At 64.5% G+C, this 17,593-nt stretch carries 17 protein-coding genes; 3 read left to right on the top strand and 14 right to left on the bottom strand.

The genetic code is table 11. The annotated features are described in order from the left end of the window. Positions 1 to 9 precede the first annotated feature (9 nt). From CG471_RS11490 to CG471_RS11480, 3 genes are all read right to left on the bottom strand, one after another. On the bottom strand, positions 10 to 813 hold the full coding sequence (locus CG471_RS11490) for an SDR family NAD(P)-dependent oxidoreductase (protein WP_099231936.1): 804 nt from the start codon (positions 811 to 813) through the stop codon (positions 10 to 12). Positions 814 to 888: 75 nt separating this feature from the next. Continuing rightward, entirely contained in the window at positions 889 to 3,282 is a 2,394-nt protein-coding gene (locus tag CG471_RS11485) for a TonB-dependent receptor (RefSeq protein WP_099231935.1), read from the bottom strand. A 147-nt stretch (positions 3,283 to 3,429) separates the two neighbouring features. After that, positions 3,430 to 4,308: an AraC family transcriptional regulator gene (locus CG471_RS11480; protein ID WP_099231934.1), complete on the bottom strand. Its 879-nt coding sequence runs from the start codon at positions 4,306 to 4,308 to the stop codon at positions 3,430 to 3,432. Positions 4,309 to 4,539: 231 nt separating this feature from the next. Here CG471_RS11480 and CG471_RS11475 point away from each other — a divergent pair, with 231 nt between their 5' ends. Further along, positions 4,540 to 5,829, top strand: a complete 1,290-nt coding sequence (locus CG471_RS11475; protein ID WP_257211504.1) for an MFS transporter — start codon at positions 4,540 to 4,542, stop codon at positions 5,827 to 5,829. Between the two features lie 53 nt (positions 5,830 to 5,882). Here the strand turns inward: CG471_RS11475 and CG471_RS11470 are convergent, their stop codons facing one another. The 3 genes from CG471_RS11470 to CG471_RS11460 form a co-directional block, all read right to left on the bottom strand. Next, positions 5,883 to 6,275 (bottom strand): carboxymuconolactone decarboxylase family protein, encoded by a 393-nt coding sequence (locus tag CG471_RS11470; protein ID WP_099231932.1) that lies wholly within the window; start codon positions 6,273 to 6,275, stop codon positions 5,883 to 5,885. Beyond that, positions 6,272 to 7,120, bottom strand: coding sequence for an NAD(P)-dependent oxidoreductase (locus tag CG471_RS11465; RefSeq protein WP_099231931.1), 849 nt, complete (start codon positions 7,118 to 7,120; stop codon positions 6,272 to 6,274). Before CG471_RS11465 ends, CG471_RS11470 begins: the two co-directional genes overlap by 4 nt. A 127-nt stretch (positions 7,121 to 7,247) precedes the next feature. Further along, positions 7,248 to 8,576, bottom strand: a complete 1,329-nt coding sequence (locus tag CG471_RS11460; RefSeq protein WP_099231948.1) for an MFS transporter — start codon at positions 8,574 to 8,576, stop codon at positions 7,248 to 7,250. A 145-nt stretch (positions 8,577 to 8,721) separates the two neighbouring features. Between CG471_RS11460 and CG471_RS11455 the strand changes: the two genes are divergently transcribed. Continuing rightward, the gene (locus tag CG471_RS11455) at positions 8,722 to 8,994 is read left to right on the top strand and encodes a PRC-barrel domain-containing protein (protein WP_099231930.1); all 273 of its coding nucleotides are present in this window, start codon (positions 8,722 to 8,724) and stop codon (positions 8,992 to 8,994) included. A 70-nt stretch (positions 8,995 to 9,064) separates the two neighbouring features. Continuing rightward, positions 9,065 to 9,694 carry a TetR family transcriptional regulator gene (locus CG471_RS11450; protein WP_099231929.1) on the top strand — a complete coding sequence of 210 codons (630 nt, stop codon included), beginning with the start codon at positions 9,065 to 9,067 and terminating at the stop codon, positions 9,692 to 9,694. A gap of 9 nt (positions 9,695 to 9,703) precedes the next feature. Here the strand turns inward: CG471_RS11450 and CG471_RS11445 are convergent, their stop codons facing one another. The 8 genes from CG471_RS11445 to CG471_RS11410 form a co-directional block, all read right to left on the bottom strand. Next, positions 9,704 to 10,234, bottom strand: coding sequence for a VOC family protein (locus tag CG471_RS11445; protein WP_257211503.1), 531 nt, complete (start codon positions 10,232 to 10,234; stop codon positions 9,704 to 9,706). Further along, positions 10,234 to 11,502, bottom strand: a complete 1,269-nt coding sequence (locus CG471_RS11440) for a hypothetical protein (RefSeq protein WP_099231928.1) — start codon at positions 11,500 to 11,502, stop codon at positions 10,234 to 10,236. Before CG471_RS11440 ends, CG471_RS11445 begins: the two co-directional genes overlap by 1 nt. Then, positions 11,499 to 12,275, bottom strand: a complete 777-nt coding sequence (locus CG471_RS11435; protein WP_099231927.1) for an SDR family NAD(P)-dependent oxidoreductase — start codon at positions 12,273 to 12,275, stop codon at positions 11,499 to 11,501. The genes CG471_RS11440 and CG471_RS11435 overlap by 4 nt, the downstream gene beginning before the upstream one ends. 24 nt (positions 12,276 to 12,299) lie before the next feature. Further along, positions 12,300 to 13,487, bottom strand: a complete 1,188-nt coding sequence (locus CG471_RS11430; RefSeq protein ID WP_099231926.1) for a sulfotransferase — start codon at positions 13,485 to 13,487, stop codon at positions 12,300 to 12,302. 123 nt (positions 13,488 to 13,610) lie between these two features. Continuing rightward, positions 13,611 to 14,741, bottom strand: a complete 1,131-nt coding sequence (locus tag CG471_RS11425) for a phosphotransferase family protein (RefSeq protein WP_099231925.1) — start codon at positions 14,739 to 14,741, stop codon at positions 13,611 to 13,613. A gap of 2 nt (positions 14,742 to 14,743) precedes the next feature. After that, positions 14,744 to 15,826 (bottom strand): TIGR03857 family LLM class F420-dependent oxidoreductase, encoded by a 1,083-nt coding sequence (locus tag CG471_RS11420; RefSeq protein ID WP_099231924.1) that lies wholly within the window; start codon positions 15,824 to 15,826, stop codon positions 14,744 to 14,746. A 61-nt stretch (positions 15,827 to 15,887) separates the two neighbouring features. Continuing rightward, positions 15,888 to 16,343 carry a nuclear transport factor 2 family protein gene (locus CG471_RS11415; RefSeq protein WP_099231923.1) on the bottom strand — a complete coding sequence of 152 codons (456 nt, stop codon included), beginning with the start codon at positions 16,341 to 16,343 and terminating at the stop codon, positions 15,888 to 15,890. Between the two features lie 11 nt (positions 16,344 to 16,354). Then, positions 16,355 to 17,548 carry a DUF1214 domain-containing protein gene (locus CG471_RS11410; protein ID WP_257211502.1) on the bottom strand — a complete coding sequence of 398 codons (1,194 nt, stop codon included), beginning with the start codon at positions 17,546 to 17,548 and terminating at the stop codon, positions 16,355 to 16,357. Between the last annotated feature and the right edge of the window lie 45 nt (positions 17,549 to 17,593).

The raw sequence follows: 17,593 nt of genomic DNA, 5'->3' as shown, positions 1-17,593 counted from the left end.
GGACACGGTTCAGTCCTTCGCCTGCATGAAGGCGAGCAGATCGGCATAATGGGGCTGGTGGACGAGGCCACCGCCCGAAATGGAGATATTCTCACCCGTGATATAGCGCGCTTCGTCCGAAGCGAGAAAGGCGACCAGCCCGGCAATATCATCCGGCGTGCCGAATTCCGGCGTCAATATATGCCGCTGGATGATTTCCTTCAGCCCCGGCACTGTCTTCTCAAGGGCTTCGGTCAGCACGACGCCCGGCGCGATGCTGTTGCAGCGGATATTCTGCCGCCCATGCTGGGTCGCCACATATTTGGTGAGCCCGATAATCGCCGCCTTCGACGAACCATAGGCGATACGTGCGAGATCTCCCGCGCTGCCCGAATTGGACGCGGTGTTGATGATCGCGCCGCCGCCGCCAGCGACCATATGCGGGATGGCATATTTGCATCCGAGCAGATAGCCGGTGAGATTGACGTCGAGAATTTCGCGCCAGATGCCGATCGGGATATCGACGGCCGTGGTGTCCTGCGGGCTCTTGTCCGGATCGGTCATCGCCGCATTGTTGTGCAATATGTCCAGCCTGCCGAAATGGTCGACGGCGCGATCGACCATCGCCTTCACCGACTGCGGATCGGCGGCGTCGAACTGGAGCGGCAGCGCCTTGTCGCCCAGCGGTTCGGCTGCACGAACGGCAACGGCCTCGAACAGGTCGGCGACCACGACGCGCGCGCCCTCCGCGACCAGGCGTCGCGCAACCGCGGCGCCGATACCGCCACCGCCGCCCGTGACGATCGCCACCCTGTCTACCAACCTCGTCATCATGCGCGCGTCCCCGGTGATGGGCTGGCGAGAGAAAGCTGCATCGATCGCAGCTTCTCCCGCCAGCCGCTTGGCCGATCAGAATTTAAACGTCGTCTCAACGCCATAGGTAGCCGGTTGGCCAACATAGGCGGCCGCGATGCCCAAGGTCCGATAGAGGTCGGGGAAGCGGCGCAGCAGATATTTCTTGTTCGTGATATTGCGGCCGTAAAGCGCGATTTCGATATCGGGATTTTCAAGCTGGAACGCGATACGTCCGTTGAAAATGCCATAGCCGGGCACGAAACCGAGGCGGTTTTCCGTCTCATAAGCAGCCTTGGTCGCCGCCGAGGCCTGTTCCGCCGCGCGGACCGCATCGAAATGCTGACCGCCGACATAGGAATAGGCGCCGGTCACGGCGAGCGTGCCCCCGCCCACCGGGAATTTCTGCGTGGCGCTGATGTTCAACTGCTTCTTGGGCAATTGCAGCAGCGGCAAGCCGCTCAGGTCGACGACGCAGCCATTGGCGACCCCGGCGCTGTTGGTGCAGCCGCTGCCGGCCACCACCTGGATTTCGCTGAAGCTCCCCTTCACATATTTGCCGTCTTGCAGCGAGCCATTGACGCTGAGGGTCATGCCTTCCCATGGCACGGCCGTGATTTCATTTTCCATGCCCCAGATGCGGACCTTGCCGTTGTTCTGGATATATTGGGTGACGCCGATGCCGGTCACGAAACTGTTGACGATCGCCTGATTGTCATCCTTCCAGGTATGGAAGACCGCCGTGTTGAAACGCAGGCGGCGATCGAACAGATCAACCTTCAAACCTGCCTCGACGTCCTTCACCTTTTCGGGAGAGAAGGCAGGCAGACCGCCGGCGCGCAGGTTCCAGCCCCCAGCCTTGGCCGCGCCGCGGGTCGCGACATAGAGGAAGAGATTGTCGCTCGCCTGCCAGTCGAGACCCAGGTTCCAGGCCGGATAGTTGAACTTGGCATTCTGTTCCTGGTTGCAGGTGGTGGCCGTCACGGGGCTCGTTGGCGTCACGGTGCAGTTGATGCCGGTCGGCGTGCCCGCCACGGCGACGTCATAGGGCAGGCCATATACCTGCGCATTATGCAGCACGCTGTCGCGGGTGTCCCAGGTATAGCGGAAGCCACCCACCGCACGCAGGGCCGGAGTCAGTTCATAATAGGCCTGCGCGAACAGGCCGAAGGTCTTGTTGGTGACGTCGGCATTGGAATCGCGGATGAGACCGCCGAAAATCTGCGACCGGCTGAATTCATAGCCGCTTTCCTTGCCGGCATAGGCGCCCGTGATGAAGCTGAGGCTTTCGGTAATATTCCCGGAAAGCTGGAATTCCTGCGAAATATAATAGGATCCGGACCCCGCAAAGGTCGCCAGCAACGGAACGGCGGTGCCATCCGTGTCATTCTGGCCATAGTTCATCGAGTGGCGATAGCCGGTGATCGACTTGAAGTTCAGACCGCCCAGCTCGACGTTGAGCGTACCGGAAAACCCATATACTTCCAGCGTATTGAACGGCTTCACGCCGTAGAGGGCCTGCGCTTCGGGCGTCAGTGTACCGATCGTGGCCGGGGTCGATGTTCCGGCCGCCGTATTGCCCCACCAATTATCCTTGGTCAGCAGGCCCGCCGTGAGGCCCGGCTGGAAGGCGGCGGGGATGATCGCCGGATTGAAGGCCCAGAGCGCGATCTGCTGACCATGGTTGGACTGGCGGTTCCAGTCGCCCGAAAGGGTCAGATCCCAGCCATTGCCCTCATATTTGAGCTTGCCGCGCACAAACTTGCTGCTGTTGTCGGAAAAGTCGCGGTTGGTGACAAGATTGTCGCCATAGCCATCCCGCTCATTGACCGCGCCGCTCAGACGGATGGCCAAGCCCTCCGCGAGCGGCACATTGATATTGGCCTGCGCGCCCAGCGTGCTGTAATTGCCCAATTCCGCCTTGAACGCGCCGCTGAGCTGGTCATTGGGATCATTGGTGACGATGTTGATCGCGCCGCCGGTCGTGTTGCGGCCGAAGAGCGTACCCTGCGGCCCGCGCAGCACCTCCAGCCGCTGCACGTCCTGAATATCGGTCATGCCCGTCGAGGGCCGAGGGATATAGATGCCGTCAATATAGGTGGCCACGGCCGGATCGTTGGCAAGGATGGGCTGGAGATTGCCCTGGCCACGGATGGCCACGAAGACGATGCCGTCGCCACCCGCGGAACCACGGCCGATGACAAGGCCCGGCGCGGTGCGCTGAAGATCGACGACATTTTCCACCTTGGCCGTCGCCAGCGCTTCGGGGGTCAGCGCCGTAACCGCGATCGGCGTCGTCTGAAGACTTTCCTCGGTACGACGCGCGGTGACGACGATATCCTGGATGCCTTCGCTAGCACCCGACTGCGCCTGCTGCGCATAGACGGGCTGCGCCATGGCAACGACGAACGCGCTCATGCCGATCGCGCCCAGGGTGACGGCCTTGTTCATGTCTTCCTCCCCTTCATTTTATCTTGTTTCGATTTGTACGTATGAAGCCCGTCTAGCCCGGAGCCGATTTGCTCCATAGTGGCCAGCTCCAGATTGACTGTGCGGCGATAGAATTTGGCCGCTCATCGATAGTTTCCGCCGTCCCACTCAATGGACCTGCGGCGGCTGGCACCGGAAATCCTTCGGCGTCTGGCCAGTTGCGGACCGGAAGGCGGCCGAGAAGGCCGACGTGCTGTTGAAGCCGCATCGCCAACTGATTTCCTTGATGCGGGAGCCGTCGTTGCGCAGCAGTTCCTTTGCCAGCGCGATCCGGCTGCGCGCGACGAATTCACCCAGGCTGACGCCCGTTCCCTCCTTGAAGACGCGCGCGACATGCCGCACGCTCATGTTGCAGTCGCGCGCGATATCGGCAACGCCGAGCGGCGCGGAGAGATTCTCCATCACATAATCGATGATGTTCTGGACCTGTCGCGTGCTGCGCGATTGCAGGCCGCCCCTTTCGCGCGGACCCATATGCCGGGCCAGCTCGACCGCAAGACCCATCAGCATCGATTCGACGAGCGTCTGGCTGGCGAAGCCGGGCGTCCGCAGTTCCGCAGCCAGTCCCGCAAAGAGCCGACGCATGGAAATATTCTGGACGTCGGCGCAAGGCTCCATCTTGTTCAGCGGCTGCTCTCCGTCGAACAGCTCCTCCAGAAATCCGTCCCCGAGCGCCACACAGACGAGATGGCGCTCCTGAAGCGCAGGCTCGCCGAAATATTGGCGGTGCGGGGGCATGTAGAGAATGTCGCCCGACGCGGCGCGCCGGTCCGGACGCCCCATGCTGACCATGCTGCGGCGCGGCTGGCCGTCGAGCGAATAGTCCAGATAATGTTTTTCGGGACTGAAGACACCGCTGCTGGGCTGAACCCAGTCGAAATGCCGCACATCCACATGGGCGTCGCGAACGGTCGCCGCCGCTTCGATGTAGAAATTCTGGACGCCGAATCTTCCCTGGCCGGTCCAATCGCTCTCCGGACGAAACATCTCTACCTCTGTCATTTTATATTTTGTCTGTGAGCCAGATAGGCGCACCACCCGCTTTTACCTCTATCTTCGGATAGGTGGTCAAGACCCCGCCTGCAGGCACGTCCATGGCGCGTGCCCGATCGAGGCGCGGCATGGGAGCATGAGCGATATATTTGTCGTGCCCCCGTTTTTATGTTCAAACAGGAGGCGCTCAATGTCCATCGCACCGCTCTTGCAGCAGTGGACGCCATGAGAGCGCCATCGGACAAACCTGCCGCCGCCAGCCATTATCCCTGGTATGTTCTGGGCATATTGACGCTGGCGCAGACCTGCCATGGCATCGACCGCGCCATCATCGGACTGGTGCTGGCGCCGGTCGGACATGAATTTGCGCTCTCCGACGGACAGTTGGGGATATTGGCGGGCTTCGCCTATGGCATATTCTTCGCGCTCGCCGCCCTGCCCTTTGGCGTGGCCGTGGATAGCTGGAACCGACGCAACCTGATGGCGGCCGCGTTGACGCTGTGGAGCGGCGCGACCGCCTTGTGCAGCCTCGCGACAGGATTCTGGACGTTGCTCATCGGCCGGGCCGCGGTAGGGACAGCCGAAGCGGGGGGATCGCCGACCGGCATGTCGCTGCTGAGCGATTATTTCGGCGAAGACCGGCGCGCCACCGCGATCGGCATCTGGTATCTGAGTTCGGGGATCGGGCTCGCCATCGCCTTCATCGTGGGCGGCGCGATCGTGCAGAGCGCCGGATGGCGCTGGGCGTTCGTGGCCGCCGGCGTGCCGGGACTGGTGCTGGCGCCGCTGCTGCTGCTCACGGTCAGGGAACCCGTGCGCGGGGCCCATGACGGCCCGGCCCCGCAGCAGGAGGAAACGCTGAGGCTGGTGCAACGCATCTGCCTGCTCGCGGCGCGGCCGGGACTGTTGTACTGCATCTTCGCCATCGTCCTGATCGCGGCGGGCATCTATGGCATGAGCACTTGGCTCACCACTTTCCTGATCCGGGTCCATGGCATGCCCATTGCGAAGGCGGGCATCCTCATCGCCATCGCCTATGGCGGTCTCGGTTCGCTGGGCGGCTTCCTCGCGGGCTGGGTGATCGACCTCGTCAACCGGCGGCGGGGCGGCTTCGATCCGGCAAGGACATCCCTGTTCGGCGCGGTGATCCCCTTGCTGACGGCAGTGACCGGTGTGGGCACGGTCCTGTTCCACGACGTCGACCTGATGCTGGCGCTGCTCATGGCCTGCGGCTTCCTCAGCGCGTCCTATAACGGCCCGATCTACGCCGTCATCGTGACGATCGCCGGGCCGCGCCTGCGGGGCCTTGCGGTATCGCTGGTGCAGTTGGGCGCGAACCTGATCGGCGTGGGCGCGGGCACCTATCTGATCGGCGCGGTCAGCGACTTTGTCGGGGGAACGGCCGGTGTCGCCTGGGGAATCGGCACTGCCATGCTGTTCACATTCGCCGGGGGCATATTGCTGCTGCTGGCGTCCCGCGCGATCCGTCGCGCCAAGGCCAGCGGCGAAGCATAAGAAAAGGGCGGCCCGGTCCTTCGACCAGGCCGCCCTTCATCCCACACGCCCCATCACTTCGCGGCGTTGCGTTCCTTGCGCCGTGCCTTGGCCGCTTCGATCCCCCGGAATACGGTGGTCGTATTGCCCGCCCCGGCATAGAAGAGCACGAAGAGCGGCAGGAAATCCAGTTCCTCGTCGGTGAATTCCTCGTTGATGAGGGCGCCGTTCATCTGGATTTCGACCAGGTCGGCGCGGCCCAGCATGGCCGTGGCGCCCAGAACGAGCAGCCGCTTTTCCCGCATCGAGAAGATGTCGCTCGCCCATAGATTGGCGAACTGGTTGCCCACGATTTCCTGGTTGAAGGACGATTCGCGATAGGGCCGCGTCATTTCCGACGACCCAGGACCGTAGACCTTGTCGAAGACTTCCAGTCCCTTCTGCCACTGTGCTTCGTCGATGCTCATGCCTTTTCTCCCATTACATTTTCCAGACCCACGACCGTCTGATCGGTCCGCCGCGTCAATTCGACCAAGGGCAGCGCAATGCCGTAGCTGCGCGCCAGATCGATGGCGGCGTCCAGATCCTTGACCATCAGGCCGCGCGTATATTCGCGCACCGCCGCTTCCTGCGCGCTGGACGACGGATCGTCGCGCACCGCCAGCATCAATGGGCCACCCACGCTGTCCGAAGTGGCGTCGATCGCGTGCGCAAGCTGGCGGACATCCACCCCGGCATTGCGGCACAATACGGACGCTTCATAGCCCGCGCGCAAGCAGCCGAAAACGATGACGTTGCGGGCGATCTTCGCCGCCATGCCCGCGCCGGGACCACCCATATGCGCCACCAGCCTGGCAAAGCCGTCCAGCACCGGGCGCACATTCGCAACGGTTTCATCCGTACCGCCGACCAGGCAGACGAGGCCATGTTCGCGGGATTTGGGGCCGCCCGTCACGCCGCAATCGACCAGTTCCACGCCCGCCGCATCGGTCAGGGCGCGAATGGCGTCCAGATCCTCGATCGAGACGGTCGCGACCAGCACCACGATCATGCCCGGCCGTGCGCGCGCCAGCACGCCGTCGGGCCCCGACAGCACGTCGATCGTCTGCTTTGCGTTGACGACGGCGATGATGACGACATCGGACTGTGCGGCCAGTTCAGCCGGGCTGGCGACGACGGGCGGCACGCCCTCCAGCGTGTCGGCAGCATCCGCACGAATGTCGTAGACTGCGGCCAATTGCTGTGTCCGCGCAAGACATATGGCGACACCCGCGCCGATTTGCCCCAAGCCGATAACCCCTGCTCTTCCCATCCTCATCATCCTTTCCGCCGCTTGCTCGCGGTCCTGTCATGGCCAGGCCGCAAGGGTGGCATAGCCGGGCCTGCGCCGTCATCCCGTCTGGCGCCGCGTGGCCGAACCTCGACAGCTTTACCGTCCTTCACGACGCATTTGCCTCCAGCGGCAGATTTTTCGCGGCCAGGCCATAATGGAGAAGTGCGAGCAGGAGCACGGATGCCGAAAGCTGCATGCTCAGTTGCAGACCGCTGGCCGCTGCCGAGAGACAGGCGGCTGGCGGCGATGCCTGACCCGAAACGAGGCAGTCGGCGGCATAATTGCCCTTGTAGAGAAAGACAGCGAGTCGATCGCTGAGATAGCCCAGTACTACCGATCCCAGTCCCAGCCCGGCGACGGTCTGGCCGAAGGAATGAAGCGCCGCGGCCGACGCCCGCATGCGCGGTTCGACCAGTGACTGGGTGATGGTCATGATCGCGGGCGTGAAGGCGTAGAGCAGGGTCGTGGCGACGGAGAGAAAGGCGACCAGCCATCGCCAGTCCGACTGATGGATGGCCAGCAGATAGAAGGGTAGCGCCACGCCCACCGCGATAGCGGGCGCCCAGCCGCCCCAGCGGATATCGCGCCGGATCAGCCGCCCGATCAGATAGCCGCCGCTGACCTGCCCGACCATCGTCGCCAGACTGAACGACAGCGCGAACACAAGGCCCGCCTGCGCGAGCGGCAAATCGAAGCGGCGAACCAGCAAGGGAATCAGGAACAGGTTGGTGCCAAATCCCACCAGTCCGACGAAGCCGCTGCCGAAGGTCAGGTGCAGGAAGGAAGGCGAACGGGCGAGCCGCCGCAGCACTATGGCGAAGGGGGGCGTATCCGCACTTTGCCCCGCATCCTTCCGTTCGGGTTCGGGAATCGTGGCGACCAGCAGCAGCGCCAGCAACAGGCCCGGCGCGCCAACCGCCACGAGCGCAAGCCGCCAGCCAAAGGCCTGCGCCACCGCGCCGCCCGCGATCGCGGCGATGGCGCCGCCTAGGGGCACCCCCATCGCGATCAGCGAGAAGACGACGGCACGGCGCCCGGCATCGAACCGGTCGGAAATCATCGAGACGAGCGCGGGGGTGAAGCCCGCTTCGCCGACGCCGACGCCCATGCGGCATAGCAGGAGCTGAACATAGCTCCCCGCCGCGCCGGACAGCGCCGTCATCAGCGACCAGAGCATGGTCACCACGGCGATGATTCGCACCCGGCTGTAGCGTTCGGCGAGTCGCGCCAGCGGGATGCCCAGCACGGCATAGAAGATCGAGAAGGCGAGGCCACCCAACATGCCGAGCTGGAGATCGCTCAGGCGAAGGTCGTGGCGAATCGCCTCGCCAACCACGGCGATGATCGTGCGATCGATGAAATTGAACATGTAGATCGCGCCCAGCAGCAGCAGGAACCATCTGTCTCGCGGCCGAAACCCGTCTCCGCCCTTCATTGCCCCTCCCACCGCCATCCGGCTGTTTTCATTCTGCATGTGGGACAGATAGAACAGATTCTTTTCGATGTGTATCGGTTTTCTCTTGAAACCATCCTGGGACTGCGCCAACAGATCGCCATCTTCGACAAAGGAATTTCAGGATATGAAGACGATCATCATCGCGCTTGCGGCTCTGGGCCTGACCGCCCCTGCCTTTGCCCAGCCGCTTGCGTTGGATCGCAACGAGACGATCTACTCGGCCGACGGCACCAAGATCGGCAAGGTTGATCGCGTGCTGACGGCTGCCGACGGCGCCGTATCCGCCGTTCGCATCATCTATCGTGGCAAGTTCATCGCCATCCCCGCCGCCACGCTGAGCGCGGGCGAGAAGGGCGTGACGACCAGCCTGTCGAATGCCGAGCTGAAGAAGCTGTAATTCCATGCCCCACGGTCTTGCAGAACCGTGGGGCATGGACCCGAGTCGCGCCTGCGCCTAAAGCGGGGGCATGAGGGCAGACCAGCAGCAGCGCGCACGGATTTCGCGACGCGGCAGACCACCGCAATCCGACGGGCCCGCGCTCGACCGCGCGCGGCTGGTCGCGACGCTGCTCCACATGGCCCGGTCCGGCGGGATCGAGGCGCTCAATATCCGCCCGGTCGCACAGCGGCTGGGCGTGTCGCCGCGACTGCTCTACCATCATGTCCGCGACAAGGAGGCGATGCTCGCCCTGCTGACCGACGAGATATTGCGCGGCCGGATGCCCGACCTGTCGGCGCCCGACTGGGAAAGCCGCCTGCGCAGCATCGCCCGCGCGGTGCACATGGCCTATCGGGATTTCCCGGGCTCCGCCGCCTTCATCCTGTCGCGCAGCGCCAACCGGCTGGATTTGCCCAACGCGCTGGCGATCCGGCGCGCCATCTTCGCGGCGCTGGCCGAGGCCGGGCTGACGCAAGAGCAAAGCGAAGAGATGCTGGTGATCTTCTCCGTCATCGTGCTGGGCAATATCGTCGTGGCGGAAAGCCTGGACGACAATGACGACCGGCTGGCGATGCAGCGCAACGTCGTGGAAGCCGCCCTCACCCGGGCGACCGACATGCTGCTGACCGCTGTCCGCGCCATCGCGGGCGCGGTCTAACCCTCAGTCTCAGCCGAGGTCGGCGATGGATCGGACGGGGCGGTCGATCCCGTCCCAAGCGCGATGGGCGGCGTGCATCCGGTCGAGCGAGGCCTCCATCGCGGGCGAAATCTCCATCAGTTCGACATAGCCGCCATTGCCCGCACGGGAATCGAACAGCGCGAAGCGTTCGCCAGACGGCATCCGGCCGCTGAAGGCCATGGCATAGCCTTCGCCCGACAGCCGCGCCACACCCTCATCATAGGGAATGCGCAGCATGACATGATGATAGCCCTCGCCATGCCGGTCGAGCATTTCGGTGAAGGCCGAAGGCCCGTCATTGGTCTGCTGGAGCAGTTCGATCAGCAGGCCGCCGGAAAAGCCGAACGCGACCTTCATTGCCACCTGCGTCGGTTCGCCGCGATAGATCTGGCCCGGCAGCACGGGCACGTCGAAGACGAAGAACGGCCCCGCGCCCATGATCCGCGTCCAGTGATCCAGGGCGCGGTCCATGTCGCGCACCACCTGGCACAATTCCAGTATCGAGCCCTTGGGCTGCATCAGGCGTCTCCCCAAATCGCTGCACGGGTCCGCAGGCCATGCTGGCGCGCGCGGTCGCGCAACTGCTGTCCCCGCGCGGCGCGATCGATCCGGGGCACCCCAGCGTCCACCTCGCGTTCGATGGCGGCCAGATCGACGACGCGCACGTCACGGATGAAGCGGGCGGGGTCGGCGCCGTCGGGCACGCCCTGCCAGCGCAGCAGCACCCAGCCTTCCTCAAGGCCCGCCGTGTCGATCCAGTTGGCGATGTCCGGACCGACGCCCGCCACCACATAGCTGATCGTACCGTCGGCCGCTGGCGTGACCTGGGCGCTGTTGAGGCTGACCAGGCGCAGCATCGGATCGGGCGAGATGGTCCACGGATCGGCGATCTGGATGCCGGTATAATAGCTGCCCGCCGGATCGATCGTCAGCAGCAGCCCCTGCCCTTCCCCCAAGGCAAAGCGCCCGCCGGCCAGATAGCCCCAGTCGCCGTCGCGGCCATTGGGCCCGATCAGCCGGTTGGGCTCGGGATGGCCGAGAAAATCATTCTTGAACCCCGACCAGAAGGCCACCCAGGCCGGCAGATCGGCGATGACGGAGCGGGCGATATCCTCCTCGTCGCGCGGGCGGGGGCTGGGTGGCGGATCGAGGCGACGGACGCTGACCTGCGCCGGCACCTGCCGCCAGTCGCGCTGGCTGTCGCGGGTATAGACCTGAATCCGTGCACCCGGTTCGGTTCGCAAATGGGTCGTGCCGCCTTCCTGCGGGCCGACCGTCACCGTCACCCGCCCCTCGGCGTCGCAGAAGGGCAAAAGTTGCTGGAGCGTCAGCGCGCCCAGATTGCGGCCCAGTCCCGCATGATGCGGCGGCTCGACCTCGGCGACGATGCTGAACTGCGGCGGATCGGCGGAAAAACGGATGTCGACGGCATAATGTCCGTCGCCATCGACCGGAATTTCGCGGTTGAAATTGTCGGGATTGTCGATCGCCACCGCCGCACCCGCATAGATGTGGCCGAACCAGCGCCGCGGGGCATTGCTGATATTCCAGACGACCCTGGGGTCGGCCGGATCGCCATTGGCTTCGCGCATGGCGAGGCCCAGCACCCACTGGTCGAGCGCCCGGTCCAGCCCCAGCCGTCCATCGAGCGTCGCCGCGAGCGGGTCGGCGAGCAGCAGGCGGCGCGCCTGCTCGCGCGCGGCGCGGATGTCGGCGCGTTCGATCAGGCGCAGCGCCAGCTTTTCCGCCGCGGCCTGATCGTCGGTCCAGAGGGGGTTGGCGATCATGAAATCGTCCCCACCCGGCCGCCTTCGGCAAAGATGGTGCTGCCGGTCGTGTAGCTGGAGCCATCCCCCGCCAGCAAGATCGCCGCGCCGACCGCCTCATCCGCCGCGCCAAAGCGCTTGATCGCGTTGCGCTCGGCAAGGCCCAGCCCCTTGTGGATCGCGGCCTCCTGCCCGTCCGGGCTCATCGATCCGACACACAGGCAATTGATCCTTGTGTGCGGCGCCTGCGTCTTGGCCAGCTCGCGCACCAGGAAGAGCAGCGCCGCCTTCGACACGCCATAGGCGACGGCGGGCGGGATCGGCGTGAAGCCGCCGCAGCTCTGAACCGATATGATGCTGCCCTTGCCATGCGCCTTCATATCCGCCTCGGTCAGTTCGGTCAGACGCCAGGTCGCCATGACGTTGACGTCCATCGCCGTCTTCCAGACCTCGTCCGTGTTCGCCCAGAGCCCGCCGTCGGCGGCATAGACCACGCCGGCCGCCGCATTGTTGAAGACGATATGGATCGGACCGAATGCGGCGCGCGCGCCCGCCACCAGCCGTTCCAGATCGGCCTTCTCGCCCGCGTCGGCGGCGATGGCGATCGCCCGGCCGCCATCGGCCGCGTTGATGTCCGCCGCGATCCGGTCGAGCCGGTCCTGCGAACGGGCGGAGAGGACGACATTGGCCCCCAGTTCGGCATAGGCCCTGGCGACATGTTCGCCCACGCCCGGCCCTACCCCGGTCAGGATGGCGGTGCGCCCGTCGAGGCGGAAACGATCGAGAACACTCATGCTGGATACTCCGGAAGATCGGGGTCAGGCGCGGTCGAACAGATGGCCGTAGCGCGCATAATAGCCGGCGAGCCGCTCATGCACCTCGCCCGGATCGATGCCGAACTGGTCGGGGCTGTGCCTGTGCTTACCGAGGCGGCTGGCGGCGGGATTGTCCGTCAGGAAGGCGGCGATGCGGGCGCGATGCCTGTCGGTGAAGGGTAAGTCGAAGCGGTCGTAGATGCGGCCGATCGTCGCCATCGGATCGGCGACGATATCGCGATGGGCGAGGTCGATGATGCGCCCCTCGATCGCCGGATCGCTCACGCGCGCCTGCGTCGCCCGCGCCATCGCCGCGCACCAGGTATCGACCACCGACCGGCCGATCGCCTTCAGATCATTGGCGCCGCCCACCGCCGCCAGGAAGCCGGCGATCATGCTGGACAGCGAAGACAGGGTCAGCACTGGATCGCGATGCGTCCACACCAGCATCGCGCCCGGATAGGCCTCCACCAGACCCGGCAGGTCCATGAGGTGCTGCGGCGATTTCAATGTCCAGCGGCCCCTGGGCCCTTTCCACTGGAAATGCTGGAGCATCCGCTTATGGGTGCGATATTGCCCGTCCGGCACGACGTCCTGCAGCCAGCGGGCGAAGGCAGGGACGCCCAGTTCCGCCGGGAAATTGGTGCTGGCGAAATGCAGCATCATGCCATGGTTGCACTCGCCCGGCTGGGTGCAGTCCATCCGCTGGATATCGGCCAGTTGCGGCGCGTGCTTCAGCCAGTTTTCATAGATGGCCTGCACCTGCGCGATGCGCGGATCGCTGTCGAAACGCGCCTCTTCCGGGGCCGGCCAGGGGATATACCATTCCCATTCGCGCGGCGCGCGGGCTGCCGGATCGAGGCAGAGTAGGTCGTAGGTGATCGTCGTCCCGGTGCGCGGCAGGCCGCAGACGATCAGCGGGTCGCCCACATCCTGCGCGACGATGTCCGGATGCAGCCGTTCGTCTTCGGCGAAACGCAGCCGGGTGGCGAGCAGGCCGACGATCTTGTGATGCGCGGTCTCGCGCAACTGGGCGGGCGGATCCATCGCCTCGACCGCGTCAACTAGGCGGCAAAAACCGCTCATGAAGGACAGGTCCGGTCCGAAATCCGACAGTCCGGTCGCGGCGCGCGCCTCCGCGATCAGCGCATCGGCGGCGAGCGGCGCGCGCTCTGCGACAGCGCCGTTCATCGATTCCCCTCGACCGTCCGCTGTCGCATGACTCACCTCTCCATTTTATTATTCCACACTGTATATTTATTGGATGAGGCGTTGGTCAAGCGCGCAATGCACTTTTGCACGGTGCGCGCCGCTTCAGGCCGCCTTGTCTTCCACCGGCGTCAGATTCTTCATGAAGGCCACGAAATCGGGTCCGAATTCGGGGATAGGCAACCCCAGTTTTTCCGCCAGATACAGGGTCATGAAATTATCGTTGAGCGACTTGTTGGTGGCGGGGATATTGCCGATGCCGACCTGCCGGTCGAAGGCGCCCACCGCGACCAGCGCCATCCGCAACGCCGCGACGATATCATAATAGTCGAGATGCCCGGCCTTCTGGCCGCTGGCCGCTTCCCAGATGGCGATCGTCTCGTCCTTGCTCGGCAGGCCTTCCAGCCGGGTGATGCCGAAGCGGCGGCCGAACAGATCGTCGAAATAGAGCCACCAGGCGAGGTCAAGCTCCGCCGGTCCCAAGGCCGCGAGTTCCCAGTCGATCAGCGCGTTGACCTCGCCATCGGCGGAAAACATGACGTTCGACGGCGTGGGATCGCCCCACAACACATTCACGCCCGCATCGGTCGGCATGTTGGCGCGCACATAGGCCATGGCGGCGTCGACGATGGGCATGGTGCGACCCCGGCCGGCCGCCTTGTGCCACGCTTCGAGCGCGCCGACATATTGATCGAGACCCGGTTGCCCGTTCTCCGGCTGGGCGAGAAATTCGAAGCCGTCGCGCCAGTCAATCGTCGCCAGGCTGGCGAATGCGTTGATGGCGTTCGTGAAGCTTTGCCGCCGCTGCGCTGGGGTCATCTCGACCAGCCAGCCCTCCAGATTATAGTTGGGCTTCTGCTTGGCGCATTCCCCTTCCACCTTGCCCATCACCAGGAAGGGCAGGCCGAGAATGTCGGGGTCGAGATGCATGCCGATCCAGGGCGGCACGGGCAGGTCGCCGCGCGCGTCGAGCGCCGCCATCATCTTGCCCTGCAGCGCCAGGCTGCTCCCGAACACTACTTCCAGATCCATCGGCTGACGGCGGACCACGAGCGTCTGGCTCTGCGGACCGTCCGGATCGGCATAATCGACGTCGACGAAGAAGATGTCGGCGGAAAAACCCGCGCCCAGCGTGACATCGAGCGGACGAACGCGGATGTCGCGCCATTCGGGCTTTTCGCTCGCCAGCCAGTCCTGCAACTGGACGGTGATATGATCGGGGGTCAGCAATTCCATGATTACAGCCCCTTCGCCGCCAGCGCGCGCTTCAGTTCGGTGGTGAGCGGCCCCATATCCTTGGGCGACGAGCCGTGCAGCAGGATTTCATCGGCGCCGGCGTCCAGGAAGGCCATCAACTGGTCGGCGCACTGGGCCGCGGTTCCCACCGCCGCACCCTCATCCAGCCATTGCTGCGGAATGAGGCGGCTGACATCGACCAGTTCCTGCCGCGTATAGGCCTGATCCGCCGGCTTGCCGTTGAGGCCGGCAATCTTGGGATGAGCGCGGATATCCTCCAGCACCTTCTTGTCCCAGCCGTTGATGTCGACGATCAGGTCGCCAAAGCCGGGCAGTTCGAAATAGGTGATGGCGCGGCCGCCGACGACGGCCTCTTCCTCGTCCTTAGGCAGGTCCGGAGCGACGATGATATTGTGATAGATGCGCACGGACATGGGATCGCGCCCGGCCTTTTCCGCCGCGTCGCGGACGATCTTCGCGCTGTTCTTCACCCCCTGTGCTGACACGAAGGGATGCAGCAGCACGCCGTCGCAATGTTCGCCGGCAAATTCCAGGCTCTTGGGCCCGATCGCGGTGAAGATGATCGGCGGGGGCGTGCCGCCATGACGATCGGTCAGGTTGATGGCGGGGAATTTGCCCAACACGCCCTCATAGTCGATCTTCTCGCCCGCCCAGAGGCGTCGGCAGATAGAGATCAGATCGGCCAGCCGCTCCATCGTGATCGGCGGCGACCCCAGCATCTTCATATAGGCCGGAACCGCCCGCGCGAACATCAGGCGAAACCGTTCTCCGCTCATCGCCTGCATCATGTCGGCGACGCTGGCGGTGACGAGCGGATGGCGCATCGTCGCGTACATGGTGCCGGTGATGCGAATCTTCGACGTCGCCTCGGCCACCGCGCCCGCCAGCACCGCCGGTTCCTTCAGCGCATAGCGTTCGGAAATCCACACGCAGCCAAGGCCGATCCGTTCCGCTTCCTTCGCTTCGTCGATGCCGCGTCGCGGATCGTTGACGCGACCGGGCAGGATATAGGTGCCGAACTTGTCGAAAAGTGCCTGTGCGCCCGGTTCCACCGCTTCCGTCATTCCTCAAGTCCTCTCAAATATATGCCACTGCATTGCCGTTGGGAGGAGCATTGGCAACCTGTCAAACGGCAGGTTCGGGATGCACCTCGACATAGAGGCGCGTGAGCTTGAGCGCGGCGATTTTCCACTGCCCGTCCCGGCGCACATAGCGTTCGGTATAGTGGCCGAAACCGGTGATCGACTGGCCGCCGGGGATAGGGCATTTGCCCGGCGCCCAGACGACCCGGTCCTGCATCGCCGTGATCATCTCCGCCTCGTCGCCGCGCAGGTCGATCTCCGACGAGTGGATCTGATGCGCCGAGCGCGCATCGATGACCGCGGAGCGCACCTGCTCCAATATGGCGGCGTGCCCGCTCATCGGAGGATTGCCGGTATCCTCCTGGACGTCCAGCACCGCATCGGGTGTGAACAGAGAGAGGAAGCCGTCCCAGTCCTTGGTGTCGAGAAAGCGGCAATAGCGCGCCTTCACGTTGCGGATCGCCTCATAGTCGAGCAGCCTGGCCAGTTCGTCGCTCATCGCCCCCTCCGTTACCAGATGATGCGCGTATGCGCGCGAAGCGTGCGTTCGCGGATCGCTTGTGCGCGCGCGTCCGGAGTCACCAGCACGGTGTCGGCGGGCAGATGGCTGCGCACGTCGGCCAGCTTGACCTTCTTCATCGTCGGCGTGGGCCGCTCGTCGGTGTTGAACCAGCGCCCCTGCACCGCGCCGCTGGCATAGCCCGATGTGTCGAGCCAGTTGTGGACGCCCGGATCGCGCGCGGAAATGACGGCGCGGAAATAGCCGTCGCCGTCGACCACGGCTTGCGCCGCATTGAGGCTGGACTGGTTGTGATACCAGTCGATCGTTTCATAAAGCTCGTTGGTCAGGATCAGCGACCAATAGTCGACCTCCTTAGGGATCTGCACCTCGGTGATCAGCGCCTCGTCATCGGCCAGATCATAGGCGCCTTCATAATAGGACTGCCGGGCAAGGCCGGTCATCTGCGAGAAGTCGACGACCTTGAGCGTATTGATCAGCCCTTCGTCGCGCAGCTTCTGCACCTTGTCAGGGAAGGCCAGCGCGCAGACGGTCGCCGTGGCGGGAATTTCGGCGAAACGATGCGCCAGTTGCGCCAGCGTAGGGCGCCCCTTGGCGGCGTGATCGGCGTCCAGGCGCACGATGCCGAAGCGCGGTTCGCGCTCGACGCCCCAGTCGCAGGCGACGATGCGGATCATCAGCTTCTCGGTCGCGGGTTTCAGTTCCCACCAGTCGCCCTCATGGCCGGCGGGCCGGGTCGGCGAGAGGATGACATCGAAGGCCCCGTCGGCACCGATATGAAGATCGTTGAAATCATTCGCGTCCTGCGCGGGATGATGCTGGCCGGTGCGCAGCGTGTCCGGGCCGAGCTGGGCCAGGATCATCATCCGCGTCGTGCCGCGATCGCCCCGGATGCGATAGGTCCCGCCCTTTTCGATCAGCGCCGCCTTGTAGATGGTGTCGGCATTGGGCTGAAAGATATTCTGGCAGATATTGAGTTCGGGGACGAAGATCGGGTGACTGCGATCATGCATGATCGCGTCGTTGGTCGTCCGCAGCACGCCCGACAGCAGCAGCCGCATCGATTCCTGCATGACGCGCGGATCGCTGCGCAGCCTTTCCGGGATACGATCGCGCATCAACTGGCCCAGCGGACGAAGCTGGTCGAGCAAATCTTCCCATTCGAAAATGCCGTTGTCGCTCATCTCATTCTCCATCATGTGCTTCCGGTTGGCGGCGGACGCCCTGGC

The sequence above is a fragment of the Sphingobium sp. IP1 genome, from assembly GCF_002708645.1.
In the GTDB taxonomy this organism is placed as follows: domain Bacteria; phylum Pseudomonadota; class Alphaproteobacteria; order Sphingomonadales; family Sphingomonadaceae; genus Sphingobium; species Sphingobium yanoikuyae.
Note: the sequence above shows the minus strand (reverse complement) of the source record. Positions and strands in the feature narration are given on the sequence as shown.